Raw genomic sequence first — 26,166 nt, forward strand, 5'->3', positions numbered from 1 at the left:
CCTTCTTCGCCGGGATCGTCCATGCCTTTATCTTTCACCAGCCTTCGCCCTGCCAGCGCTGGATTCCTCCCGCTCATCGCCGCCGCAATATTCGCATCGCCAGTCGCGCTTGCACAGGACAAGCTGTCCGGCAGTGCGACCGACAAGGCACCGGTTGCTTCGCCGCACAATCCGCTGTTCGTGGGCGCCGATCCCGATCTGGTCAGCGCGTGCGGGCGCTGGTGGCTGTATTCGACCCACGCCATCGATCCAAAGACCGGGTGGGCCGCCGACCGGTTGTACGCATGGTCATCACCTGATCTGAGACACTGGAAGCGGGGATCGCGCATCCTCGATATGAAGGATATCGGCTGGATCAAGGACGATGGTGCCAAATTCCACGCGCTCTGGGCGCCCAGCCTGGCGGAGGCGAACGGACGCTATTATTTCTATTATTCGGTGGGTCCGCAAAATCCGACCCCCAGCCGGATCGGCGTCGCCGTGGCGGACAGCCCCGCCGGTCCGTTTCGCGACAGCGGAAAGCCGCTGCTCACCGGCGGTAACGGGTTTGAAGCGATCGATCCGATGGTGTTCATCGATCCAGCGAGCCACATTCCTTATCTCTATGCCGGCGGCAGCGCCGGCGCGAAGCTGCGCATATTCGAACTGAAACCGGACATGACCGAGATTGCGCGCGAAATCCCGGTCGAAACCCCGCCGCAATTTACCGAAGGCGCGTTCATGCACGTTCGCGACGGCGTCTATTATCTTTCCTACAGTCACGGGCACTGGAACGGGCCAGACTATTCAGTGCACTACGCCACCGCACCCGGACCAACCGGGCCATGGACCTATCGCGGCGCGATCCTGACCGCGGATGCGACCCATCAGGGGCCAGGCCATCACTCCTTCGTCCGCGATCCGAGCACCGGCCGCTGGTTCATCGCATATCACCGCTGGGAGCGCGGCCCCGGTCCCGGACCATATGTCGGCGCGCGTAAAGTGGCGATCGAAGCGATCCACTATCTGGACGACGGCCGCATCGCACCGATTCAAATGTCTGACGGCCCGCCCCCGCGCGCGCCACTTAAAGCCGCGTCCTGCACTTCAACGGCCGCTGCCTCCGACAGTCGAGGCAAGTAGCTGCCTTGATTTGCCCGTTGGTATAACTCGCGCTTACCGCGATCGGCTCAAGGCATTCGAATGAAAGCGGGGACGGCATAGTGGCGAAGTTTCTCCAGCTTCAGCCCCCTTGCCGCCACCAATTCGTCTGCAGCCCGGGTTGCGCCAGCGACAAGCGCGTAATCGTCGATCAGGATCAGCCCGCCGGGCACCATGCGCGGCACAAGCTGCTCGATCGCGAAGGCGGTGGGTTCGTACACGTCCATATCGAGGTGGAGCAGCGCAACGCGCAATTCGGGGCGGCGCGCCAGAAGGTCGGGAAGCGTTTCGAACACATTGCCCTGATGCAGCGCGACATTACCGATCGACTTTTCGGCGAAGAGTTGATCCAGCAGGTCGCATGAAATCCCTTCGCCGCGCTCCGCTTCGAACCGCTCGATAAAGGCGCGGTCGCCCGCATCCTCCACACCGCCACGCGGAAAGCTGCCAAAGGCATCAAATCCGTGAATCTCGCGACTCGTTTGCTGTTCGAGCAACGCCCGGAACATGGCGAAGCGCATGAGCGATGCGCCCTTGTAAACGCCCAGTTCCACCAATGCGCCGGGCAAATCCGCAATCTGTCGATAGAGGTCGAGATGCGCGAGCAGCTTGCCCATGCGGCCTATGCTTCCGCGTAAATAGAAACTGTTCTCTGCTTCGGCGGCGGCATCGGCGGGCAAGGGGATATAGGACATGCGGTGTCTTTCGCGGGTGCATGAAACACAGGACACGGCACGCTTTGCGCAGCGTCGCTGTTTGCATTGTAGGGTGAAGCCTCGATCCGGCATCGCCGCAGGCGGGAAAAAATTTCCTGGGAACCTGTGCGCGGATGGGCGGATCGCATTGCGATAGCCAGATTTTCTGAATGTTTGGCGTTGCCGATGCCAGCTTCGATCTGGCCGGCATCCTTTTCAGGCTGCTATTATGAGAATGTTGATCGTGCGCTTGCATAGGCGATGGCGGTGAGGCGGACTTGGGCGGCGGCTTCGGCGAGACCTCAGCGCGAAGGTTCGGGCCGGTCCCGCCCTACCCTTCAAATTCCATGATTACAGCATCGACGGCCAGGCTGTCGCCCGGCCTTGCGTTGAGCGATTTGACCACGGCCGACTTTTCGGCGCGCAGGATGTTTTCCATCTTCATCGCCTCGACCACCGCGAGCGGCTGGCCCGCCTCGACCTTTTCGCCTTCCTCCACCTCGATCCGGGTAACGAGGCCCGGCATCGGGCACAGCAACAGCTTGGAAAGATCGGGCGGCTGTTTTTCGATCATATGTCCGGCAAGTTCGGCGATGCGCGGCGACAGCACGCGTATGGCGTGGCTGCTTCCACGCGTTGTGAAGCGCCAGTCGGTACGGCGACGCTCGACGCGCACGGCGAGCACGTCCTCGCCGAACCGCGCCTCGACCAGCTTGCGGCCGGGCAGCCAGTCGACGGCAATATCCAACGGCGTACCGCCCACCTCGACCGCGCCATCCTTTACCGTCACGCGGTGATCGTCGCCGTCGATCCGCACGACCCATTCGCGCCGCGCGAGCGTTTCGTCGGGACGCGGTGACAATTGCCCGTCGATCAGGCCGTTTCGCGCCGTTTCGATACTGGCGAGCAGCCCGGCGAGCGCCGCCAGCCGTTCGGTAAGCTCGGCATCGGCCGGAGCACCGTGAAACCCTTCCGGATATTCCTCAGCGATGAAACCGGTCGACAGCCGCCCTTCGCGGAACCGCTCATGCTGCATGATCGCGGAGAGGAAATCGACATTGTTGCCCAGCCCTTCCAACTCGAACCGGTCGAGCGCGACGATCTGCGCATCGATCGCTTCTTCCCGCGTCGGCGCCCATGTCACCAGCTTGGCGATCATCGGGTCATAGAACATGCTGACCTCACCGCCCTCGGCCACGCCGTCATCGACGCGGATATAGGCGCTGTCGGCATTCTCCACCGGCTGCTGATGCGCAGCCGCATCCGGCGTGCGATAGCGAACCAGCCGCCCGGTCGAGGGCAGGAAGTTGCGATACGGGTCCTCGGCATAGACGCGGTTTTCGATCGCCCAGCCGTTGATCTGGATATCGTCCTGCGTGAACGGCAGCTTTTCGCCATAAGCGACGCGGATCATCTGTTCGACCAGATCGATGCCGGTAATCGCCTCCGTCACCGGATGTTCGACCTGAAGCCGGGTGTTCATTTCAAGGAAATAGAAGCTCTCGCCGGTTTTGTCCGCGCCCGACACAATCAGTTCGACCGTACCCGCACTGTGATAGCCGACCGCCTGTGCCAGCGCGACCGCCTGTTCGCCCATCTTTTTGCGCATCGCTTCGTCGACGAAGGGGGATGGCGCTTCCTCGACGACCTTCTGGTGGCGGCGCTGAATCGAGCATTCGCGTTCGTTGATATACAGCGCGTTGCCATGCTTGTCGGCAAGCACCTGAATCTCGATATGGCGCGGGCTTTCGATGAACTTCTCGATGAACACGCGGTCGTCGCCGAAGCTGGCCAGCCCTTCGCGCTTGGTCGCTTCAAAGCCCTCGCGGACATCCTTTTCGGACCAGGCGAGGCGCATCCCCTTGCCGCCGCCGCCTGCGCTGGCCTTCATCATCACCGGATAGCCGATGTCGTTCGAAATCTCGACGGCATGGTCGGTATCGCGGATTTCGCCGACGAAACCGGGCACAACATTCACCCCAGCCTCTCGCGCCAGCTTCTTCGATTCGATCTTATCGCCCATCGCCGCGATGGCATTGGGGGGCGGGCCGATAAAGGTGACGCCAGCGTCCGCGCAGGCTTTGGCAAAGCTTTCGCGCTCCGAAAGGAAACCGTACCCCGGATGGATCGCATCGGCGCCGGTCGCCTTCGCCGCGTCGAGGATCAGCTCGGCCTTCAGATAGCTTTCCGAGGCCTGCGCCGGCCCAAGCCGAACCGCCTCATCCGCCATCAACACATGAGGGCTGCGCGCATCGGCATCCGAATAAACCGCAACGGTGGCGATCCCCATCTTCTTCGCCGTGCGCATGACCCGGCAGGCAATCTCTCCACGATTGGCGATTAGTATCTTTTTGAACATCAATGTTTTTCCCATCGACGAAATGTAAACCAAGCGACAGGAGCCCAAACGACGAGTGTGGGCAACAGCGCCTTTAAAAAGAATGTTCTTGGAACGACTTCCGAACAGGGCTCAGGAACCTCTGGGCTCGAGCATGGAAAACTCAACAAGTTCACCGACACCCACGCCAACATAAGCCAAGCGATGCAGACTATTGTGAACAGAGCAAAAGCAATGACTGCAAATATGCGGCCATTGCTCATTTGACTATCACTCTTTTAATCTCGTCACGCCGGACTTGATCCGGCATCCAGCTTCCTTTCGCATACTGAAGAGAAGAAGAAGCTGGACCCTGGCTCAAGGCAGGGATGTCGGAGGGAGAGGAAGTCACTCCGCCGCCTCAACCTGCGGCGCGCAGTCGCATCCGCTGCGCATCGGCTCTTCGCTCTCCATCGGCCGCAAGCCCAGCTTGGCGAAGAGCGCGGCATCGGCATTGTCGCCGGCATTGGCGGCGGTGAGTAGCTTGTCGCCGGTAAAGATCGAATTCGCGCCCGCCATGAAGCACAGCGCCTGTGTCGCCTCGCTCATGCTTTCGCGCCCCGCGCTCAGACGCACCATACTCAGCGGCATGGTGATGCGCGCCACCGCGATTGTGCGAACGAATTCGATGTCATCGATCTTCGCCAGTGGCGTATCGGCGAGCATATCGCCTAGCGGCGTGCCCTTTACCGGCACCAGCGCGTTGACCGGAACGCTTTCGGGATGGCGTTCCAGCGTCGCGAGCGCATGGACGAAGCCCACCCGGTCGCTGCGCGTCTCACCCATGCCGACGATCCCGCCCGAACAGACGTTGATCCCCGCTGAGCGCACATTGTCGAGCGTTTCGAGCCGCTCTTCAAAGCTGCGCGTTGAAATCACATTCGCGTAATTTTCCGGCGCGGTGTCGATATTGTGATTGTAATAATCGAGGCCCGCCTGCTTCAGCTGCGCCGCCTGTGACGGCGTCAGCATCCCCAGCGTCATGCAGGTTTCCATGCCCATCGCGCGCACGCCTTCGACGATCTCGACAATCGCGGGCATGTCGCGGTCCTTGGGGTTGCGCCAGGCGGCGCCCATGCAGAACCGCTTCGACCCTGCATCCTTTGCCTGCGCCGCCGATTGCAGCACTTGCCGCACGTCCATCAGCTTGGTCGCCTTCACGCCGCTATCGGCATGCGCGGATTGCGAGCAATAGCCGCAATCTTCGGGGCAGCCGCCCGTCTTGATCGACAGCAGCGTGCAAAGCTGCACCTCACCCGCCGCATGGTGCGCGCGGTGCACTTCGGCGGCGCGGAACAGCAATTCGGTGAAGGGAAGGTCGAACAGCGCGGCGATTTCCGCGCGCGTCCAGTCGGTACGCACGGCGTGCTCCTGCGCGGGCAGGAGCCCAGAGCCATGCACGCTACGCCCCGAACCCTGGGCTCCTGCCTGCGCAGGAGCACTGGCTGTTTCATTCATCGTCATTCGGCTGCCTCGTTCAGTTCGTCTTCGGGGGGCATGTTGTGGCCCAAAAGGCGCAGTACCTCACGCGCGGCTTCGGTCAAATTGGTGCCGGGGCCGAAAATCGCCTGCACGCCTGCATCGCGAAGGAATTGATAGTCCTGTGAGGGGATGACACCGCCCGCGATCACCCGGATATCGCTGCGCCCCTTTTCCTTCAAAAGGTCGATCAGTTGCGGGATCAGCGTCTTGTGGCCCGCCGCAAGGCTGGACGCGCCGATCACATCGACATCGCGTTCCAATGCAAGGGCGACCGCCTCTTCCGGCGTCTGGAACAGCGGCCCGGCAGTCACGTCGAAGCCAAGGTCGCCGAACGCGGACGACACCAGATTCGCCCCGCGATCATGCCCATCCTGCCCCATTTTGGCGACCAGCATCTTGGGCTTGCGGCCCAGCCGCCGTTCGGTCGCGGCGACACCCTCCTTCAGCGCTTCCCATTTACGTTCGCTGCCATAGGCACCGCCATACACCCCCTTCACCGGCGTCGGCATGGTGTCGTAGCGGCCGAACACATCCTCCATCGCAAGGCTGATCTCGCCCAGAGTCGCCCGTTCGCGCGCCGCATCGACCGCGAGCGCGAGCAGATTGCCCTCGCCCTTCGCGCCGTCGCGCAGCGCGTGGAGCGCGGCCTGACACTTCGCCTCGTCGCGATTCGCACGCACCTGCTCCAGCCGCGCTATCTGGCTTTGACGCACCTTGTGGTTATCGACGTCGAGGATTTCGATTGCCTCCTCGGTCTCTGGTCGGAACTTGTTGACGCCGACGATGGTATCTTCGCCGCGATCGACGCGAGCAGCGCGCGCAGCGCTGGCTTCTTCGATCATCGCCTTGGGCCAGCCGGCGGCGACCGCCTTTGCCATGCCGCCTTCGCCCTCGACCCGGTCGATAATCTCCTGCGCCTTGTCGACCAGTTCCTTGGTCAGCGATTCGACATAATAGCTGCCGCCCAGCGGATCGACGGTGTTGGTCATCCCCGTTTCTTCCTGAAGGATGATCTGCGTATTGCGGGCGATGCGCGCGGAAAAGTCGGTGGGAAGCGCGATCGCTTCGTCCAGCGCGTTGGTGTGCAGGCTCTGCGTCCCGCCCACCATTGCGGCCATCGCCTCGATCGTAGTGCGGATGACGTTGTTGTACACGTCCTGTTCGGTGAGGCTGACGCCGCTCGTCTGACAATGGGTGCGCAGCATTTTCGACCGGTCGGACTGCGCGCCCAGCTTCGTCATGGCATTGTACCACAGCGTACGCGCGGCGCGCAGCTTCGACACCTCCATGAAGAAGTTCATACCGATCGCGAAAAAGAAGCTCAGCCGGCCTGCAAACTTGTCGATATCGAGGCCCGACGCCACGCCATATTTCACATATTCGATGCCGTCGGCGATGGTGAAGGCAAGCTCCTGCACCTGCGTCGCCCCCGCCTCCTGCATATGATAGCCGGAGATCGAGATCGAATTGAAGCGCGGCATCTTTTCCGCCGTATAGGCGAAGATGTCGGAGATGATCCGCATACTCGGCTGCGGCGGATAAATGTACGTGTTGCGGACCATGAACTCCTTCAGAATGTCGTTCTGAATGGTCCCCGAAAGTTTATCCGGCGATACGCCCTGCTCTTCCGCCGCGATGATGTAGAAGGCAAGGCACGGGATCACCGCACCGTTCATCGTCATCGACACGCTCATTTCATCGAGCGGAATCTGGTCGAACAGGATTTTCATATCCTCGACGCTGTCGATGGCGACGCCCGCCTTGCCCACATCGCCGGTGACGCGCGGGTGATCGCTGTCATAACCGCGATGGGTGGCAAGGTCGAACGCGACCGACAGCCCCTTCTGCCCCGCAGCAAGGTTGCGGCGGTAAAAGGCGTTCGATTCCTCGGCGGTCGAAAAACCCGCATATTGGCGGATCGTCCAGGGGCGCCCGGTATACATGCTGGCATAGGGGCCGCGTGTATAGGGCGGAAATCCGGGCAACCCTGCGTCCCAGCCCTGCGTGTCCGCGCCGGTATAGAGCGGTTTTACGTCGATCCCCTCTGGCGTATGCCAGGTCAGATCGCGGCCCTTCGTCTCCTTCGAAGCCGCCGCCTGCCAAGCATCCAGCGTTGTTTTCTTGTCGGTCATTCGCTTGTCCAATGCAGCTCAGCAGCCGTCCAGCCGGTGCGCATCGCCGCCCTGAAGCGCATATTTGCCGTTGATCAGCTTGTATGTGGCATCGAAACTGCGGCTGCCGGTGAAGTGAACGGTGAATGCCTGGCCCGGCGTGACTTGCGCGATTGTTCCGGTAATGTTGGTGCCGTCATCGGTCACCGCGCCCTTGTTGCTGTACGCGTTCTGGAACCGCGCGACCGTCAATGGCCCTTGCGGCGTCAGTTCGACGAGGTCGGTATAGCCGCAGCTATACCCTTGCCAGGTGCCGCCGCCCTTAGCCTCAATCACCGGCAGGTCGAGCAGGTCGTCGCGGATTTTCCATTCGCCGACCTCGCCGAAACTGCCGGTCTCGATCGCGTGCGGATAGCGGTGCGCGACGGTGTAGCCGTCACCGTCCTGCTTCAGATAGATTGCCGAGATAAATCCCGCCGACGCATGCGCGGCATCCTGCGCGGTGCCCTCGCTCACCAGTACGGGGCCGAACGGCGCGGCGACCAGCTTGTGATGGCTGAGCACATAGTGATCGTTCTTGCCGTCATAGGTCGCATCGCCGCCAAACGCCGCCTGCACTGCCGCGTCGAGATTGCCGGGAACCGGGGCGGCCGCGTTGGCGAGCGCTGCATTGTCGGGCTCAGGCGCGGTGCTGTTGTCGTCAGACTGGGGATTGCAAGCCGCAAGCGCTGCCACGAGAGCAACTGCCACCCCACCGCGTATTCCCGCGAACGCGGGGACCCAGAGCCGCGAACGCTGCGCTAGACCGCTCTGGACTCCCACCTGCGCGGGAGGACGGACTTGTGCACGAACATTGGAACGCTGATACACCATAAGCTTCAATGCGCCTCCTTCGGCGTTTCCATGATTTCGGTAAGCTGACCGCCCATATCCTTGGGATGGACGAAGAAAATCATCGTGCCATGTGCGCCGATGCGGGGTTCGCCCAACACGCGTTTGCCCTGCCCTTCGAACCATGCTTTTGCTTCGTGAATATCGGGCACTTCATAGCAAATATGATGCTGCCCCCCGAGCGGGTTCTTCGCCAGCCATTTGCCGACCGCGCTGTCGGGATCGGTCGGTTCGAGCAGTTCGATCTGCGTTCCCGCCGTGCCGCTCTCGCCCGGCGTATTGACGAAGGCGACGCGCACCTTCTGGCTTTCCAGCACGAAGGGTTGGGTAATGTCGGTGGCGCCCATCACCTCGCGATACTGCGCGATCGAAGCATCAAGGTCCGGCGTCGCGACGCCGACATGGTTGAGACGGCCGAGTTTCATTTCCGAGTTCCCCTCGTCATTGCGAGCGTAGCGAAGCAATCCATTTCTCGACCTCAACCTATCGTCACGTCAGCGTACAGGTCGCGCCAGACCGGGTTAAGCGTGTCAATCAACGCCAGCTTCTTCATACGCGACCCGCCTTTGATCTGTTTCTCGCGCCCGATCGCCGCTTCCATTGTTTCCACCATTTCGTACCAGACCAGTAGTTTGCATCGGTAGCGTTTGGTGAACCCATCGATCATTCCTTCTCGATGCTGCCAAACTCGTTGGACGAGATCGGAAGTCACGCCACAATACAACGTTCCGTTCCGCCCGCTGGCCATGATGTAAACCGCAGGTTGCCGCACCCTACCCGTCATTGCGAGAAGCCGAAGGCGACGAAGCAAGCCAGCGACGCGCGCTCCGCTCTGGATTGCTTCCCCCGGCACAAGGCCGGGATCGCAATGACGAAATCAGGCATTGTCGGATTGCACCTCACAGCGGAATATTGTCATGCTTCTTCCACGGATTTTCGAGCTGTTTGTTGCGCAGCTTTCTTAGCCCAAGCGCAATCCGCCGCCGCGTCGAATGCGGCTGGATCACCTCGTCGATAAAACCCTTTGATGCCGCGACGAACGGGTTGGCGAAGCGCGCTTCATATTCCGCCGTCTTTTCCGCGATCTCCTCAGGCGTTTTTCCGCGAAAGATGATCTCGACCGCGCCCTTCGCGCCCATCACCGCAATCTCCGCTGTCGGCCATGCATAGTTGAGGTCGCCGCGCAGATGCTTCGACGCCATCACGTCATACGCGCCGCCATAGGCCTTGCGCGTGATGATCGTGATTTTCGGTACTGTCGCTTCGGCATAGGCGAACAACAGTTTCGCGCCATGCTTGATGATGCCGTTATGCTCCTGACCCACGCCCGGCAGGAACCCAGGCACATCGACAAAGGTGACGATCGGAATATCGAACGCGTCGCAAAAGCGGACGAAGCGCGCGGCTTTCTTCGACGAATTGATGTCGAGCACGCCGGCCAGCACCATCGGCTGGTTCGCCACGACGCCCACCGTACGCCCCTCGATCCGCGCAAAGCCGCAAATGATGTTGGGCGCGTGCGCGGGCTGAATTTCGAAGAAATCGCTCTCATCCACCGTTTTGCGGATGAGCTCGTGCATGTCGTACGGCTGGTTCGCGTTCGGCGGAATGATCGTGTCGAGGCTTTTCTCGATCCGGTCCCATGGATCGTTGGTGGGGCGTTCGGGTAGTTCCTCCCGGTTCGACGCTGGCAGGAAGTCGATGAAGTCGCGCGCGGCGAGCAGCGCCTCGACATCATTTTCAAACGCCACGTCAGCGACCGACGATTTTGTCGTGTGCGTTACCGCGCCGCCCAGTTCTTCCTGGGTCACCACTTCGTTGGTCACCGTCTTCACCACATCGGGACCGGTGACGAACATATAGCTCGAATCCTTCACCATAAAGATGAAGTCGGTCATCGCCGGGCTGTACACCGCGCCGCCCGCGCACGGCCCCATGATGAGGCTGAGCTGCGGCACGACGCCGCTGGCCAGCACGTTGCGCTGGAACACCTCGGCATAGCCGGCAAGGCTCGCCACGCCTTCCTGAATCCGCGCGCCGCCCGAATCGTTTAGCCCGATGACCGGCGCGCCGACCTTCATCGCCATGTCCATCACCTTGCAGATTTTCTGCGCATGGCGTTCGGACAACGCACCGCCGAATACGGTGAAATCCTGACTGAAGAGATAGACGAGCCGACCGTTGATCGTGCCCGATCCGGTGACGACGCCGTCGCCCGGCACCGTCTGTTCGTCCATTCCGAAATCGACGCAATTATGTTCGACGAACATGTCATATTCTTCGAAACTGCCGGCATCGAGTAGCACCTCGATCCGTTCACGCGCGGTCAGCTTGCCCTTGGCATGTTGCTTGTCGATGCGGGCCTGCCCGCCGCCCATGCGCGCACCTTCGCGCCGGGTTTGAAGTTCCTTCAGAATGTCGAGCATCCCGCTCCCCGTTTCAAACGCAGTTGCGATCCCAACTCCCAAGCCGGAAGCGCGGACGCAAATGTTAAGTTGCGAACTTGCGGATCACGGGTTTGCAAACTAGGCGGTTCAACGAACACTCCCCGTTCGTGCTGACCTTGTCGCAGGACGAATGGTGATAGTCGGGAGCATTCACGCCATGACGCCCCCCCGCCGCATCTTCGCCGGACATCGCGTCCGCGCACTTCGCAAGCGGCTTTCCATCAGCCAGCGTGATCTTGCGCGGCGACTTGGCATTTCGGTCAGCTATCTGTCTCAGATCGAAAATGACGGACGACCGGTCACCGCGCCGGTACTGCTTGCGCTGGCCGAGGCATTCCCAAGCGAATGGGGGCAGGTGGATGGGGAAGAGGACACCACGCTGCTGGTCAACGCGGCCGACGCGGCGGGCGACCCCACGATCGGCGGCGATCCCGTTCCGGACGACATGATCCGGCGCGCATGCATGCAACAGCCGCTGCTTGCCCGGCGGCTGGTCGCGATGCATGCCGCCTATCGCCGCAGCCAGGATCAGCTCGCGATGCTCGACGACCGGTTCACCAGCGGATCTGGCGACAGCGCGCCGCTCCCCTGGGAGGAGGTGCGCGACTGGTTTCACGCGTCGGGCAATTATATCGATGCGATCGACCGTGCGGCCGAAACGCTGGCGCCCGAAGCGCAGCCGCTCGAAGACCGGCTTGCCGGGGCACATGGCGTGCGGATCGTTCACCCCACCACGCCCGACCAGCCGCTGCGCGCGTTCAATGCCGATACGCGCACGCTGTCGATCGACCCGTCGATTGCGCCCGAAAGCCACCGCTTCCTGCTCGCGCACCAGCTCGCCCGGCTGGAACTTGCCGATCTGATCGCCGATATCGCTGCCGATGCGCCGCTTCGTTCGGCCGAGGCGCGAAAGCTGCTGTCGGTCGGGCTGGCCAATTACGCCGCGGGTGCATTGTTGATGCCCTATGGCGAATTTCGCGACGCCGCGCGCGAGGTTCGCCACGATATCGACCGGCTGCGCCAGCGCTTCGGAGCCAGTTTCGAACAGGCATGCCACCGCCTGTCGACGCTGCAGCGGCCGGGCGCGCAGGGCGTGCCGGTATTTTTCTGCCGGGTCGATATGGCGGGCAACATTACCAAGCGGCATTCGGCCACCCGCCTGCAATTCGCCCGCTATGGCGGCGCCTGCCCGCTATGGATAGTGCATGAGGCGGTGGCGATCCCCGACCGAATCCTCGTTCAACTTGCCGAAACCCCCGACGGGGTTCGCTATGTTTCGATGGCGAAAGGGCTGGTGAAGCCGACGGCCAGCTATCTGCGCCCCGCGCGGCGCTATGCCGTCGCGCTTGGCTGCGAAGTCGAATATGCGCGCGATTTCATCTATGCCGACGAACTCGAACTGGGCGGTGCGCATTCGGCCACCCCGATTGGCGTGTCCTGCCGCATATGCCCGCGCGACGATTGCGACCAGCGCGCGTTCCCGCCCGCCGGTCGCCGACTAACCGTCGATCCCGATCGCCGACGCGTCGTTCCCTATGGTTTCGGGTGAGGCCTGCCGGGCGCGAACTTGCCTGAACCGCGCTATCGCGGTATATTTCGGCGCAGAACCATCACCAAAGCCGGGCCGAAGAAAAAGAGCACAGGCAGATGGTTTGCGAAGGAGAAGGATGATGGATCGACTCGATTCGGACGTGCGGCATTGCCCATTCGCGTTTCTGATGACGCTTTCGCTGACAGCGGCCGCGATCGTTGCGCTACTGGTCGTGCTCATCCGATAGCGAAGAGCAGAAAAGCCAGGACACAACCCACGGCGATCATCCGCCGCGTGGGGTAAGGAATGGTGGAGCCGAGGGGGATCGAACCCCTGACCTTCGCAATGCCATTGCGACGCTCTCCCAGCTGAGCTACGGCCCCTCACCCTTGGGAGGCGACGCCTGTACTCAGGCGCCGCCGCTATTGCAAGCACGATCCGATGGGATCGTGCGATTTTTCCGGGTCAGTTGTTTTCGTCGTCGTCCTCGGCGGTCTTCACGCCCAGATCGTCGTCGCCGCCCAGATCGTCGTCATCGACATTATCGTCGTCATCTTCGTCGATGTTCAGATCTTCATCGTCAAGATCCTTGTCCTCTTCCTTCTCCTTCTCCTTGTCGGTCTTAGCCGAATCGAAGGGGAGCGGCTGCTTGGACTTCAGGATCGGTTCGGGCTCCCACACATACCCGCATTCGATGCAGGTGACGGGATCGTCCTTTTCCAGGTCGTAAAATCGCGTTGCGCATTTCGGACACGTGCGTTTCGTGCCCCATTCCGGCTTCACCATGTGTCGCCTCTTGCCTTTCAAGCTACAGGAAATCGGGTAGGAACCCGGGAAAGTGGCGCGCGCCTTGCCATAGCGCAAGGGCGCTGTCAAAAGCCGCGCTTCCATGAACGCTTCCCTTCCCCGCCCGCTAACCCTTTCAACCGACGGCCCGTTGCGCGGTCGCGTGCGCGTTCCCGGCGACAAATCGATCAGCCATCGCGCGTTGATGTTCGGCGGGCTGGCGGTCGGCGAAACCCGAATCGAGGGGTTGCTGGAGGGGGAGGACGTGCTCGCCACCGCCGCTGCGATGCGCGCGATGGGATGCACGATCGAACGCACCGGCAGCGGCGAATGGTCGGTGCACGGGGTTGGCGTCGGGTCGCTGCTTCAACCCGAAAGCGCGCTGGACATGGGCAATTCGGGCACCTCCACCCGCTTGCTGATGGGACTGGTGGCAAGCCATCCGATCGTCGCGACCTTTACCGGCGATGCGTCGCTGTCCAGACGCCCAATGGCGCGCGTAATCGAACCGCTATCGCTTATGGGAGCCGATTTCACCGCCGCGCCGGGGAACCGCCTGCCGCTGACGCTGCGCGGCCTGTCGCCGGCAATTCCCATCGAATATACGCTTCCGGTCGCATCGGCGCAGGTAAAATCAGCGGTGCTGCTCGCCGGACTCAATACGCCGGGGATTACTCGCGTCATCGAACCGGTGGCCACACGCGATCACAGCGAACGGATGCTGGCCGGATTCGGCGCCGAAATCACCATTGAGGACACGCCGCAGGGGCGCAGCATCGCCGTCCGCGGCGAAGCGACGCTGCACCCGCAGCATATCGTCGTGCCCGGCGATCCGTCATCGGCGGCGTTCTGGATGGTAGCGGCGACCATCGTGCCGGGATCGGATATCGTCATCGAAAATGTTGGCATGAACCCGACACGCGCCGGAATCGTCGCGGCGCTGTCCGCGATGGGCGCGGACATTGCACGTGAAAACGAACGCGACGTGGGCGGAGAGCCGGTCGCCGACCTGCATGTCCGCAATGCACCGCTGAAGGGAATCGAGGTGCCGGCCGACCTTACCCCCAGCATGATCGACGAATATCCCGCGCTCTTCGTCGCTGCCGCCTTTGCCGAAGGGCGCACCGTCGCGCGCGGCGCGCACGAATTGCGCGTCAAGGAATCGGACCGGATCGCCGCGATGGCGGCGGCGCTCACCGCATGCGGCGTGGGAATAGAAGAATATGAAGACGGCCTTGCCATCACCGGCAGCGGTGGCGAACCGATTGCCGGCGGCGCGACGATCGCCAGCCTGATCGACCACCGCATCGCGATGAGCATGGCGATCGCCTCGCTGCATGCGCGCGGGCGGATCGAGGTGGATGATGGCCGGCCGATCGCCACCAGCTATCCCGATTTCACCGACACCGCGGAAATACTGGGCGCGCGGGCCGATTGGAGCGAGCGATGATCATTGCAGTCGACGGACCCGCCGCGTCGGGCAAGGGTACGATCGCCCGGGCACTGGCCAGGCATTATGGGCTGCCGCATCTCGACACCGGCCTGTTGTATCGCGCGGTCGCGCTGAACGTACTGCGTGAGGAACTGGACCCCGAACGCGAAGCCGACGCGGTGGCATCGTGCGACTTTCCCGATTCGCTGCTGGCCGATCCGCAACTTCGCACCGACGAAGCGGGGCGTGTCGCATCGGTGGTTTCGGCGCACCCGCTCGTGCGCGCCGCGCTGCTCCAGCGTCAGCGGCGCTTTGCGCAGCAACCCGGCGGCGCGGTTCTCGACGGACGCGACATCGGCACGGTCATCGCGCCCGACGCCGATGTGAAACTGTTCGTGAAGGCCACGCCGACCATCCGCGCCCAGCGCCGCCATGCCGAATTGCGCAAGGCGGGGCAGAATGTCAGCCTTGACCGCGTGCTTGCCGATATTCGCGCACGCGATGATCGCGATGCCCGGCGGAGCGAAGCGCCGCTTCGCCAGGCAGCGGACGCCGCGCTGCTCGACACCAGTTTCCTGTCGATCGAGGCGGCGGTGCAGCGCGCGATCAGCCTTGTCGAAACACGCGCCGCGCGCCCGCGGGAACAAGCAGGCGAATAATCGCCCGCAGACTTGCGTTTCGCGGCCAATTCGGCTATCGCCTCGTCGTCCTGCGAGCCGAAGCTTGCGGAGGTCGGCGCGGAGGGTTTCCCTCACGCGCCCTTTTCGCATTTAGAAGCGATGATGCCTCCAGCATGCAACGGCGCGTCCGGACGTCGCGACCAGGCATTCGGCCGCCGCGGCATCTCGGCCAAAAGACCGCCGGAACCAACCGGCTGGCCGGAAAAATATGTTGTACAGGAATTTCTAACCCTATGGCCACTGTGGCAAACCCGTCTCGCGACGATTTCGCGAAAATGCTCGAACAGACCCTTGGTGATGCGGACAGCTTTGAAGGCCGCGTCGTCATCGGCACCGTCACCGGCATCGAAGCCGATATGGCGATCATCGATGTCGGCCTGAAATCGGAAGGCCGCGTGCCGCTTCGCGAATTCGCAGCGCCGGGCCAGAAGGCGGAGCTTTCCGTCGGCGACGAAGTCGAAGTCTATGTCGATCGCGTCGAAAACGCGCAGGGCGAAGCGATGCTCAGCCGCGATCGCGCTCGCCGCGAAGCCGCATGGGACAAGCTGGAAGCCGAATATGCCGAAAATAATCGCGTCGAAGGCGTGATCTTCGGCCGTGTGAAGGGTGGCTTCACCGTCGACCTCAACGGCGCCGTGGCGTTCCTGCCGGGCAGCCAGGTCGATATCCGCCCCGTGCGCGACGTCACCCCGCTGATGGACATGCCGCAGCCCTTCCAGATCCTGAAGATGGACCGCAAGCGCGGCAACATCGTCGTTTCGCGCCGTGCGGTGCTGGAAGAAACGCGCGCCGAACAGCGTTCGGGCCTGATCCAGAGCCTCACCGAAGGCCAGGTGATCGAAGGCGTGGTCAAGAACATCACCGATTATGGTGCGTTCGTCGATCTGGGCGGCATCGACGGTCTGCTGCACGTCACCGACCTTTCCTACAAGCGCGTCGGCCACCCCAGCGAGATGCTGAACATCGGCGACACCGCCACCGTGCAGATCATCCGCATCAACCGCGAAACCCAGCGCATCTCGCTGGGCATGAAGCAGCTCGAAAGCGATCCGTGGGAAGGCGCGAGCGCGAAATATCCGGTCGGCATGAAGCTGAACGGCCGCGTCACGAACATCACCGAATATGGTGCGTTCGTCGAACTGGAACCGGGCATCGAAGGCCTTGTCCATGTGTCCGAAATGAGCTGGACCAAAAAGAACGTCCATCCCGGCAAGATCGTGTCGACCAGCCAGGAAGTCGAAGTCGTCGTTCTGGAAGTGGACGAGGACAAGCGCCGCATCAGCCTTGGCCTCAAGCAGGCGCAGGCCAATCCGTGGGAGAAGTTCGCCGAGGACCACCCCGTCGGTTCGACGGTGGCGGGCGAAGTCAAGAACGCCACCGAATTCGGCCTGTTCATCGGCCTCGACCACGATGTCGACGGCATGGTCCACATGTCGGACATCGCCTGGGGCATTTCGGGCGAGGACGCGCTGGCGCTGCACCGCAAGGGCGAGCAGGTCGAAGCGGTCGTTCTGGCCGTCGAGCCCGACAAGGAGCGCATCAGCCTTGGCATGAAGCAGCTTGAGCGCGGCGCACCGGCAGTCGGCGTGACCACCACGGGCGACAAGCTGAACAAGGGCGCGATCGTCACCGTCAACGTCCTCGAAGTCCGCGACGCGGGGCTTGAGGTTCAGGCGGGCGAAGAAGGCGCCACCGGCTTCATCAAGCGCACCGACCTTGGCCGCGACCGCGACGAACAGCGCCCCGAGCGCTTCCAGGTCGGTCAGAAGTTCGATGCGATGGTCACCGGTTTCGACCGGTCGAAAAAGCCGACCTTCTCGATCAAGGCGATGCAGATCGCCGAAGAGAAACAGGCTGTTGCCCAGTATGGTTCGTCCGATTCGGGTGCATCGCTCGGCGACATTCTCGGCGAAGCGCTCAAGCAGCGCGGCGGCGACGAAGGCTGATTCGATTTGACATAAGGTCAACAAAGGGCGCGGCGGAAAATCTTTCCTCCGCGCCTTTTTTTGGGACAAAATACCCGATCGCGACCTTGATGGAGGTTAATATTATACCGTAGGGAAACCTACCGGCAACATCGCTGCGGTATACAAGGCCATCGTCGAAAAGGAGGACGTTTCATGATCCGCTCCGAATTGGTGCAGATCCTCGCGCATGATAACCCCGATCTGGCTCTGGGCGATGTCGAGCAGATCGTCGCACTGTTTTTCGACGAGATCAGCCGCCGTCTGGCAGAAGATGGTCGCGTCGAACTTCGCGGCTTCGGGGCATTTTCCACTCGTGCGCGCGAGGCGCGGACCGGCCGCAACCCGCGGACCGGCGAATCGGTGGACGTCGCCGCAAAACGCGTCCCCTATTTCAAACCCGGCAAGGAAATGCGCCAGCGCCTAAATATGTAGGCGCAACCGCTTGACGTTCGCGCCGCCATGGTCTTGGCAGGCGGGTGAGCGGACGTGGCGAAATTGGTAGACGCACGGGACTTAAAATCCCTTGGCCGAAAGGCCGTGCGGGTTCGAGTCCCGCCGTCCGCACCAGTACAGGGGTGCAGATGATCCGCTTTCCCAGCCACGTCGTCGTCGCAGCTTCATTGATGCTCGCCGTTTCCGGGTGCGACGGGAAGACGGACGATTCGACGATCCTTGTCAGCGCGATCGGGGGTTCGGCGAACCGCGCCGATCCCGATGCGGGGCCGCTCGACTTTCCGGACGCGGTCACCATGGGCGCGACCGCGCAAGGGCTGGTTCGGTTCGACGCGAACGGCCAGGTGGAACCGGGCCTTGCCCAGCGCTGGATCGTGATCGAGGACGGCACCAGCTATATTTTCCGCATTGCCGACGCGACCTGGCCCGATGGCAGTCCCGTCGATGCGCGCCAGGTCGCCCGCACGCTCACCCGCGCGCTGGCCCCGACATCGCGCAATCCGCTCGCCCCGTTCCTGCGGAGCGTTGACGAGGTGGTCGCGATGACGCCGCAGGTAGTCGAGGTGCGCCTGTCGCGCCCGCGCCCCGATCTGCTTCGTCTGCTCGCCCAGCCCGAAATGGCGGTGTTCCGGACGCAGACGCTGGCGGGCACGGGGCCGTTGCGCACCGAAGGGGTCGGCGATCCCATCCGCCTGCATTCGGCGCCCGAACCGGTCATCGGCCCGGACGGTGACGAAGACGCCGCAGCCCCCGCACTTCGGTTACGGCTTCGCGGCGAACGCGCATCGCTGGCGCTGATCCGCTATCGCGAACATCTGTCCGATCTCGTGATTGGCGGCACCTTCACCGACTGGCCCACCGCGCGCCAGAGCGGCGTGGCACAGTCCGAACTCAACATCGACCCGGCGGCGGGCCTTTTCGGCCTGCAAATGCGCAACCGCGACGGCTTTCTGGCCGATGCCGATAATCGTGCGGCGATTGCCATGGCGCTCGACCGAAAGGCGCTGCTCGATCCCATCCGGGATGACTGGGACGCGGCGGAGACTATTCTTCCCGAACAACTCGATTCGGCAAGTGCGCCCGCCGTTCCCGGCTGGGCATCGCTGAATGACGCGGACCGGGCGGCAACCGCGCGTTCGCGCGTTTCGGCCTGGAAGGCACGGCAAAAGGCGACTATGGCCCCGCTGCGCATCGCACTGCCCGATGGGCCGGGGGCAAATCTTTTATGGACCGGCATCGCGCGCGCATTGAACGCGGTCGGCCTTTCGGTACTGCGCGTGCCGCTGGATGCGCGTTCCGACCTGAAACTGGTCGATGCCGTCGCGCCGCTCGACAGCGCAAGCTGGTATCTGCGCACCGCCTGTCAGGCGTGCAGCGAGGAAGCGGTGAAGGCACTGGACGCCGCGCGCACCGCTCCCGACGCGGCGGCGCGCTCGCTCCGGCTGGCCGAAGCCGACAGCGTGCTTACCGAGGACGGGGTTTTCATCCCCCTCGCCCGGCCGCTGCGCTGGTCGCTGGTCAGCCCCCGTCTCGACGCGTTTCAGCGGAACTCGCGGGCGTGGCACCCGTTGAATCACCTGCGCAATCAAGACGGATCGTAAAGCCAATGGTAAAGCCCACGCGAATGGCCGGCGGGACCAGCGAAGACCTGTATACCATGGCGTCTTCCAGCCATGATCCAGCGGCAATCCGCAAGCGGATCGAATGGATGGAGCATCTCTTGGAACGCTCGATCAAGATTCCCGGCACCAACAAGGCGGTGGGACTGGATGTCGTTCTGGACCTGATTCCGATCGGCGGCAGTACGCTCGCGGCCGCGCTGGGCAGCTATCTGATCTGGGAAGCGCGCAATCTGGGCATGTCCAAGACGCAGATGGCGCGCATGGCGGGCAATGTAGGATTCGACTGGGCGCTGGGCATGATACCGTGGATCGGCGCGGTACCCGATTTCTTTTTCCGTTCCAATTCACGCAATCTGAAAATCATCAAACGGCACCTCGACAAACACCATCCGTCTTCGGTGACGCTCGACGGCTGATACACGCCTCAGCGCATCGCCTTGCGTATCCGGATGCGTTTGTTGCTCGGCAGCGTCTTTTCGAATGCCGGACAGACCCGGTAGCGATAGCCGGTATCGAGGCAGAACCAGATTTCACGTAAATAGCCGTCCTTGCTGGCGGTAATCCGCATCATTCGCGCCGTCATGCCGGGATTGGCCGCTGCGATGGCAGCCGCAAGCTGTCCGGCGGTCAGGTCGTCGCGATGCGAAAGGCGCACCATGTCGGGATAGCGAAGCACCCCGAAAAGCCCCGTCGATTTCGCGAAATAGTCCGCCGGCGCCATGCCGGTGCAGGTGCCGTGCTTGGCATATTCATGCTGCATCAACTGCGCCGACGGCGTGGCGCAGATGTGCCGCCGGATCACGCGTTCGGGAAGGATCGCGGCTGAACGGCAATATTGCGGCCATTGCGCGCCCTTGCCGTCGGGCCACAGGCCGTGCAGCGTGAATCCGAACTGGTTGGTCGCGCTGCATTGAAAACCCGATGCGATGCTACCCGCACCGCCATGGCATTGTTCCGGCGACCATCCGATGGCGAGCGTATAGCCGCCGGTCGGCAGCACGCGGCGCGGTTCCTTCGCCGTCGGCCCCTCTGCATGCGGCGGTTCGATCCGCGACGGCACCGCGCATTGATAGGCCTGCGCCGACGCGACGCCGGGAACGACCAGCGCCGCCAGCGTTCCGGCGATAAGAAGCGGCTTCATTCGAACGTGTCGGCGGTGGCTTCAGGGTCGCTCGCTCCCGCGAACCAGACGCGCGCATCTGCCTGAAACAGCATTGCCACCGCGCCCGCTTCCAGAACCAGGCTGACGATCGACAAAATGCCGCTGATTCCGGTGGCAAAGGTGCCGTGGCTCAACGAAATCAGCGTGCTCACCAGACTGAACAGAAAAAAGATCACGACGATCCAGCGTGCGACATTGCTCGCCTTGCGCGCGGTGAAATACCACAAAAGGAAGGTGATGATCGCGCTGATCGCCAGTCCGCCGACCAGAATGGCGGGGCCGTAAACCTCCGTCCCGGGGCTGGTTTCGCGCATGCGATCGATCGCGCCGTTCCAGCCGACAAAGATGTTCAGCACGCTGACGGCAAAGGCCAGCAGATAGAATATTTCGAAACGCTTGATAGATGTCGGACGCATCTGGACAACTCCCCCTGTCCTTTGAACGGTCGTTCCTCTTAAGCCAATTTGCATGCGCGAGAAAGCGTTGCGGTCAGGCCGCGAAGTCCAGCCCGATATCGGCCGCCGGTGCCGACTGGGTCAATCGGCCAACACTGATATAGGTAACCCCGGTTTCGGCGATGGCACGGATGGTTTCCAGCCGGACGCCCCCCGATGCTTCGGTCGGAACGCGACCGCCCACCAGTCCCACCGCCTCGCGAAGAAGCGCCGGTGCCATATTGTCGAGCAGCAGATGCGTCGCGCCTGCCGACAGCGCGGGTTCGATCTGGTCGATCCGGTCGACCTCGACGATGATGTCGGCGATATCGGCTTGCACGGCGCGGCGCACCGCAGCTTCGACCGATCCGGCGACCGCGACGTGATTGTCCTTGATCATCGCCGCATCCCAAAGGCCCATCCGGTGATTGGTCGCGCCGCCCATCCGCGTCGCATATTTTTCCAGCCGCCTGAGCCCCGGCAGTGTCTTGCGCGTATCGAGCAGCGTCGCGCCGGTCCCGGCGATATGATCAACATAGGCGCGGGTCATCGTCGCGATGCCCGACAGATGCTGGACGGTATTGAGTGCCGATCGTTCGGCGGTCAGCATGGCACGCCCCCGCCCCTTCAGCCGCATCAGTTCGGCGCCCGCCGCAACGCGATCGCCATCCCCAACGGCAAGCTCGATCTTCACGTCCGGGTCGAGCGCGCGGAAAAACGCCTCGGCCAGCGGAAGACCGGCGGCGACGATGGCGTCGCGACTGTCCATCACGCCGGTGAACATGGCATCCGCCGGGATGACCGCACGCGAGGTGATGTCCCCGGCATCGCCCAGATCCTCGGCAAGCACCGTGCGCACAAAAGCGTCGCAATCAAATCCGTCGAGTTCGAACATTCCCGTTCCTTCGCATGAAGCAGGCGAAACGCAAGGGGCAGCCGCCGCTATACCGCGAAATCCTCAACCGTGTCGCGAAGCTGGTCGAGCGCGGGTCCGTGCAGCGCGCCCTGCGCCTGTTCCAGCAACAGCCGCGCCTCCCGGCGAAGCAGGTCGGTGCGTTCGCGCACCGGCCGGCCGGCCGAAGCGTTGACGAGCGCTTCGACGAACTTGCGCGCCGCCAACGGGCTCGCCGCCGCCGATGCGCGCATCGATCCGAACCCGCGCGCGACGAAATGTTCGAAATCGTCGGGAAGCGCATAGACGCGCTGTTCGCCGTAGGGGCGCCCGTCCGAATCGCAGGCAAGGTCGCGCATCGCCAGCTTCGCGGTCGCCGCCGAAAGCCAGTGCAGGCACGTGATCGCGGTGAACGGATCGTTGATCCCCGGCGACAGCGCGCGCAGCCCGATTTCCACCAGTTCGTCGATCAGATATTCCAGATCCTGCGACGCGGTGCGCGCATCGCCGATGGCGAACGCGCGGCGCAGCTTGTCATCGACGCCTTCGCCGAACGTACCTTCGACATGGCAGATTGCGACATCGGGATGAACGAAGTCACCCGGACGCACGGCCAGCCGGACACTGACCCCCTGTTTGTCGCAAACGTCGCCAAGCGTTTCGAAATCGATCACCGCGACATAGCCGACCCGCTTCGCACGCACCGGCGTGGTCTCTCCGGGCGAAGGCGCGATGCGCTTGCGCCCGTCGTCGCGGTCCGGAAAGCGCGAATCGATATCGCTCAACGCGCGCCTGCCGATATGCGCGACGACATTGTTGATGCGAATGCTGTCGGGCACATGGTGAAGGAAATAGACCAAAACCCCGACCGAAAGCAGCGTCAGCGCAAGTGCGGTCAGCAGCGACAGTTCGGGCACGAACCCCGGCTGGCCCGCCGTGCCAAGAAAGCCGCCCTCATCGGGCTGGCGAATGGTGCGCAGGACAAGCAGGCAATAAACGAAATTGGCGATGAACACGCCCAGCGAAAGCTGGTTGCCGCGATCGGTCATGAAATTGGTGAGCAGGCGCGGCCCGTAATTGCCCGACGCATAGACGACCGCCGCGATCGTGATCGCGAACACCGTGCCCGCGACCGAGATCATCGACCCCGCGATCGTGGACAGCAGCGATCGCGCGCCGTCCGGTTTCGACGCGTGCAGCCATCCGGCCGCATCCAACCAGCCATCGCCCAGCCGGGTGTCGATATAATAGGTGATGAGCGACAGGAGGATGGCCGCGACCGTCAACACGGCGGGCAGGAACCAGTAGCTCGCGTTCAGGCGAACGACGAGCTGGCGAAACCATGCTTTCATGTGCGGCCCAACGCTGAAACGGCGAAAGCGTTCAGTCGCCGGTCACCTTCAACGGCCCCAGATCGCCCATCCCCACCGTGCCGCTCGCCATGGCGAGCATCCGGTCGAGGCTGGTCTTCGCCTTCACGCGCAACGCTTCGTCCATCTCGACCCGCGGTTCGAGGTCGCGCAGCGCCTGGTACAGCTTTTCGATCGTGTTCAGCGCCATGTACGGGCAGATATTGCAGTTGCAGTTGCCGTCCGCTCCCGGCGCGCCGATGAAGTTCTTTTCCGGTTTCGCCTTGTTCATCTGATGAATGATGTGCGGTTCGGTCGCCACGATCAGCGTATCGCCGTCCATTTCTTCAGAGAATTTCAGGATGCCGCTTGTCGACCCGACATAATCGGCATGATCGACGATATAGGCGGGGCATTCGGGATGCGCGGCGACCGGCGCGCCGGGATGCTTCGCCTTCAGCTTCAATAGTTCGGTTTCGCTGAACGCTTCGTGCACGATGCACACGCCCGGCCATAACAGCATGTCGCGCCCGGTCTTGCGCGCCAGATAGCCGCCCAGATGCTTGTCGGGGCCAAAGATGATCTTCTGTTCGGGTGGAATCTGGCTGAGGATTTTCTCGGCCGAAGAAGACGTCACGATGATGTCGCTCAGCGCCTTCACCTCCGTCGAACAGTTGATGTACGTGAGCGCGATATGGTCAGGATGTTCGGCGCGGAACTTCGCGAATTGTTCGGGCGGGCAACTGTCTTCCAGACTGCACCCGGCGTCCATGTCGGGCAATACCACCGTCTTTTGCGGCGACAGGATTTTTGCGGTCTCCGCCATGAAGCGCACGCCGCAAAAGGCGATGACATCGGCGTCGGTTTCCGCCGCCTTGCGCGACAGGTCCAGGCTGTCGCCGACGAAATCGGCAAGGTCCTGAATTTCCGGTTTCTGGTAGTAATGCGCCAGGATTACCGCGTTGCGTTCCGTGCGCAGCCGGTCGATCTCGGCCAGCAGGTCCAGCCCGTTCAGGCTTCCGCCCATTCCCTTGCGTGCGTCCATCTGGAAACTCTCTCCTTCGCCCGCCACATGGCGAGTGGCCGCGGCGCGATCAAGGCATAAGCCTATTGCGCTTGCGCCTTGCGCTCGGCCATCACATCGGAAATCGGGCGGCTGACGTCCCAGCGTTCGCGATCCTTGTCGGTGCGTTCGTCGGCAAAAGTCGCGCGCACATTCGCGTCGATTCCAGCCGCCTTTAGCGGCATGGCGAAACTGCGTTCGATCGCGCGGCGCGCCGAATCACGTGCCAGCCGCATCGGCACCGGCTGACGCGCCTGGTTGAGCAGTTCGGCCTGCCCCGCCTTGCGATTTGCCGCGTCCAGCCGATCCTCGGCATTGGTGAAGCGCATCAGCAGCCCGCCGTCATCATATTCCTTCACCGCGTTCAAATCGACCTCAGGCCCCACCAGCTCGATCGGCGGGAGATGCACCTGAAGCGTCTTGCTGTCGGCGTCCCAGGCGACATCCTTGTCGGTGATCTTGGCAAGGTCGATCTGGTATCGCACCATGCCGGGCATGATCAGCGTTTTCTTCGCGGTAAGGCCTAGCCGGCTCTGGCTCGACGTGACGACCGCGACATAGCGCGCGGCAAAGGTCGACAGCTTCGCCTCTTCACGCATCCCGGCCAGGCTGCCACTGGCGATCGTCACCGGGTCGGGATCGACCTTGCGATCGAGATACTGGGTGAACGCCCAGAATGCGCCGCCCGCAGCGAGCCCCATCAGCGCGATGACGCCAAGCACGACCAGGCATCCGCGCAGCAGCCCGCCGCCACGCCGTTCGCGAACCACCTCGTTCATGCTTTCGCCATCCATTCATCGTCCCTTGCAGCGACCAGAGCGCGATCGCGCAGGTCGATCAGATGCGCGAGCACCGATCGTTCGGCGGCGCCGGTCAATCGCGGGTCGAGCCCGACATACATGCGCTCGACCAGCGCAGGAATATCGCGCGGCCCGTCCTTCAACAGCCGCAATATCTGCCCCTCGCGCTGCTTGCGATGTCCGGCCAGACCGCGAACGAATCGCTGCGGTCGCTCGATCGCCGGGCCATGTGCGGGCAGATACAGCGCATCGTCGCGCTGCATCAGCCGCTCCAGGCTCGCCATATACGCCGCCATATTGCCGTCGGGCGGCGAAACGACCGTTGTGGACCAACCCATCACATGGTCGCCGGTGAACAGGGTGTTCGATTCGGGCAGCGCAAAGCACAGATGGTTCGACGTGTGTCCCGGCGTCGCCACCGCCTCCAGCGTCCAGCCCTCCCCGGCAATCGTATCTCCGTCGGCAAGCACCCGGTCGGGCGCATAGTCGCGATCGAACGCGGCGTCGGCGCGCGGGCCGCCGTCGTCGAGCACCAGCTGCGCGCAGCCGACCACCGGCGCGCCGGTCTCTCTGGCGAGCGGCGCGGCCAGCGGGCTGTGGTCGCGATGGGTATGGGTGCACATAATGGCGACCACCGGCCGCCCGTCGATCGCATCGATCAGCGCGTTCAGGTGACGCGGGTCATCCGGCCCCGGATCGATCACGGCAAGGTCGCGGGTGCCGACCAGATAGGTCTGCGTGCCGGTATGCGTATAGGGCGACGGATTGGGCGCAAGGACACGCGCCACGCGATCGTCGATTCGTTCGATCCGGCCGGTGGGCACATCGTTCATACCGATCAGATGGCCGCTG

24 protein-coding genes and 2 tRNA genes are annotated in these 26,166 nt (G+C 62.9%); 9 read left to right on the forward strand and 17 right to left on the reverse strand.

What is annotated here, in order from left to right:
- Window positions 1-21 precede the first annotated feature (21 nt).
- Complete coding sequence (locus KY084_RS03510) at window positions 22-1,122, forward strand: family 43 glycosylhydrolase (RefSeq protein ID WP_219237039.1); 1,101 nt, start codon at window positions 22-24, stop codon at window positions 1,120-1,122.
- 47 nt (window positions 1,123-1,169) lie between these two features.
- On the opposite strand, the gene KY084_RS03515 is transcribed toward KY084_RS03510, so the two are convergent.
- From KY084_RS03515 to KY084_RS03550, 8 genes are all read right to left on the reverse strand, one after another.
- Window positions 1,170-1,835 (reverse strand): TylF/MycF/NovP-related O-methyltransferase, encoded by a 666-nt coding sequence (locus KY084_RS03515; protein ID WP_219237040.1) that lies wholly within the window; start codon window positions 1,833-1,835, stop codon window positions 1,170-1,172.
- A 331-nt stretch (window positions 1,836-2,166) separates the two neighbouring features.
- Window positions 2,167-4,194, reverse strand: coding sequence for an acetyl-CoA carboxylase biotin carboxylase subunit (locus KY084_RS03520; protein ID WP_219237041.1), 2,028 nt, complete (start codon window positions 4,192-4,194; stop codon window positions 2,167-2,169).
- Window positions 4,195-4,560: 366 nt separating this feature from the next.
- On the reverse strand, window positions 4,561-5,574 hold the full coding sequence (gene bioB / locus KY084_RS03525) for a biotin synthase BioB (RefSeq protein WP_343227944.1): 1,014 nt from the start codon (window positions 5,572-5,574) through the stop codon (window positions 4,561-4,563).
- A gap of 98 nt (window positions 5,575-5,672) precedes the next feature.
- Window positions 5,673-7,826 (reverse strand): methylmalonyl-CoA mutase, encoded by a 2,154-nt coding sequence (scpA, locus tag KY084_RS03530; RefSeq protein ID WP_219237042.1) that lies wholly within the window; start codon window positions 7,824-7,826, stop codon window positions 5,673-5,675.
- An 18-nt stretch (window positions 7,827-7,844) separates the two neighbouring features.
- Window positions 7,845-8,540 carry a hypothetical protein gene (locus KY084_RS03535; RefSeq protein ID WP_219237043.1) on the reverse strand — a complete coding sequence of 232 codons (696 nt, stop codon included), beginning with the start codon at window positions 8,538-8,540 and terminating at the stop codon, window positions 7,845-7,847.
- 143 nt (window positions 8,541-8,683) lie between these two features.
- Complete coding sequence (mce, locus tag KY084_RS03540; RefSeq protein WP_219237044.1) at window positions 8,684-9,121, reverse strand: methylmalonyl-CoA epimerase; 438 nt, start codon at window positions 9,119-9,121, stop codon at window positions 8,684-8,686.
- A 53-nt stretch (window positions 9,122-9,174) separates the two neighbouring features.
- Window positions 9,175-9,480, reverse strand: a complete 306-nt coding sequence (locus KY084_RS03545) for a GIY-YIG nuclease family protein (RefSeq protein ID WP_219237045.1) — start codon at window positions 9,478-9,480, stop codon at window positions 9,175-9,177.
- 115 nt (window positions 9,481-9,595) lie between these two features.
- The gene (locus KY084_RS03550; protein WP_219237046.1) at window positions 9,596-11,122 is read right to left on the reverse strand and encodes an acyl-CoA carboxylase subunit beta; all 1,527 of its coding nucleotides are present in this window, start codon (window positions 11,120-11,122) and stop codon (window positions 9,596-9,598) included.
- A 178-nt stretch (window positions 11,123-11,300) separates the two neighbouring features.
- Between KY084_RS03550 and KY084_RS03555 the strand changes: the two genes are divergently transcribed.
- Complete coding sequence (locus KY084_RS03555) at window positions 11,301-12,692, forward strand: helix-turn-helix domain-containing protein (protein WP_219237047.1); 1,392 nt, start codon at window positions 11,301-11,303, stop codon at window positions 12,690-12,692.
- A 289-nt stretch (window positions 12,693-12,981) separates the two neighbouring features.
- Here KY084_RS03555 and KY084_RS03560 read toward each other — a convergent pair.
- Window positions 12,982-13,057 (reverse strand) — tRNA-Ala (locus tag KY084_RS03560).
- A gap of 82 nt (window positions 13,058-13,139) precedes the next feature.
- The gene (locus tag KY084_RS03565; RefSeq protein WP_219237106.1) at window positions 13,140-13,460 is read right to left on the reverse strand and encodes an FYDLN acid domain-containing protein; all 321 of its coding nucleotides are present in this window, start codon (window positions 13,458-13,460) and stop codon (window positions 13,140-13,142) included.
- Window positions 13,461-13,563: 103 nt separating this feature from the next.
- On the opposite strand from KY084_RS03565, the gene aroA reads away from it, so the two are divergent.
- The 7 genes from aroA (at window position 13,564) to KY084_RS03600 (ending at window position 20,030) form a co-directional block, all read left to right on the forward strand.
- On the forward strand, window positions 13,564-14,910 hold the full coding sequence (gene aroA, locus KY084_RS03570; RefSeq protein WP_219237048.1) for a 3-phosphoshikimate 1-carboxyvinyltransferase: 1,347 nt from the start codon (window positions 13,564-13,566) through the stop codon (window positions 14,908-14,910).
- Window positions 14,907-15,551, forward strand: coding sequence for a (d)CMP kinase (locus KY084_RS03575; RefSeq protein WP_219237049.1), 645 nt, complete (start codon window positions 14,907-14,909; stop codon window positions 15,549-15,551). Before aroA ends, KY084_RS03575 begins: the two co-directional genes overlap by 4 nt.
- Window positions 15,552-15,805: 254 nt before the next feature.
- Window positions 15,806-17,518 (forward strand): 30S ribosomal protein S1, encoded by a 1,713-nt coding sequence (rpsA, locus tag KY084_RS03580; protein ID WP_219237050.1) that lies wholly within the window; start codon window positions 15,806-15,808, stop codon window positions 17,516-17,518.
- 174 nt (window positions 17,519-17,692) lie between these two features.
- The gene (locus tag KY084_RS03585; RefSeq protein ID WP_219237051.1) at window positions 17,693-17,971 is read left to right on the forward strand and encodes an integration host factor subunit beta; all 279 of its coding nucleotides are present in this window, start codon (window positions 17,693-17,695) and stop codon (window positions 17,969-17,971) included.
- Between the two features lie 48 nt (window positions 17,972-18,019).
- A tRNA-Leu gene (locus KY084_RS03590) sits at window positions 18,020-18,106 on the forward strand.
- Window positions 18,107-18,120: 14 nt separating this feature from the next.
- On the forward strand, window positions 18,121-19,593 hold the full coding sequence (locus tag KY084_RS03595; RefSeq protein WP_219237052.1) for an ABC transporter substrate-binding protein: 1,473 nt from the start codon (window positions 18,121-18,123) through the stop codon (window positions 19,591-19,593).
- A 23-nt stretch (window positions 19,594-19,616) separates the two neighbouring features.
- Complete coding sequence (locus tag KY084_RS03600) at window positions 19,617-20,030, forward strand: DUF4112 domain-containing protein (protein WP_219237053.1); 414 nt, start codon at window positions 19,617-19,619, stop codon at window positions 20,028-20,030.
- 8 nt (window positions 20,031-20,038) lie between these two features.
- Here the strand turns inward: KY084_RS03600 and KY084_RS03605 are convergent, their stop codons facing one another.
- The 7 genes from KY084_RS03605 to KY084_RS03635 all read right to left on the reverse strand — a co-directional run bounded on the left by KY084_RS03605 (window position 20,039) and on the right by KY084_RS03635 (window position 26,147).
- The gene (locus KY084_RS03605) at window positions 20,039-20,755 is read right to left on the reverse strand and encodes a ribonuclease T2 family protein (protein ID WP_219237054.1); all 717 of its coding nucleotides are present in this window, start codon (window positions 20,753-20,755) and stop codon (window positions 20,039-20,041) included.
- A complete protein-coding gene (locus KY084_RS03610) occupies window positions 20,752-21,192 on the reverse strand; it encodes a hypothetical protein (protein ID WP_219237055.1) in 441 nt (146 codons plus the stop codon). Before KY084_RS03610 ends, KY084_RS03605 begins: the two co-directional genes overlap by 4 nt.
- 73 nt (window positions 21,193-21,265) lie before the next feature.
- Window positions 21,266-22,105, reverse strand: a complete 840-nt coding sequence (nadC, locus tag KY084_RS03615; protein ID WP_219237056.1) for a carboxylating nicotinate-nucleotide diphosphorylase — start codon at window positions 22,103-22,105, stop codon at window positions 21,266-21,268.
- 47 nt (window positions 22,106-22,152) lie between these two features.
- Window positions 22,153-23,454 (reverse strand): DUF2254 domain-containing protein, encoded by a 1,302-nt coding sequence (locus tag KY084_RS03620; RefSeq protein ID WP_219237057.1) that lies wholly within the window; start codon window positions 23,452-23,454, stop codon window positions 22,153-22,155.
- Window positions 23,455-23,485: 31 nt separating this feature from the next.
- Window positions 23,486-24,496 carry a quinolinate synthase NadA gene (gene nadA / locus KY084_RS03625; protein WP_219237058.1) on the reverse strand — a complete coding sequence of 337 codons (1,011 nt, stop codon included), beginning with the start codon at window positions 24,494-24,496 and terminating at the stop codon, window positions 23,486-23,488.
- Window positions 24,497-24,558: 62 nt separating this feature from the next.
- Complete coding sequence (locus KY084_RS03630; protein ID WP_246586833.1) at window positions 24,559-25,308, reverse strand: DUF4230 domain-containing protein; 750 nt, start codon at window positions 25,306-25,308, stop codon at window positions 24,559-24,561.
- Window positions 25,290-26,147, reverse strand: coding sequence for an MBL fold metallo-hydrolase (locus tag KY084_RS03635; protein ID WP_219237108.1), 858 nt, complete (start codon window positions 26,145-26,147; stop codon window positions 25,290-25,292). The genes KY084_RS03630 and KY084_RS03635 overlap by 19 nt, the downstream gene beginning before the upstream one ends.
- Window positions 26,148-26,166 lie beyond the last annotated feature (19 nt).

Source organism: Stakelama flava (genome assembly GCF_019351405.1).
Taxonomy (GTDB): Bacteria; Pseudomonadota; Alphaproteobacteria; order Sphingomonadales; family Sphingomonadaceae; genus Sphingomonas; species Sphingomonas flava_A.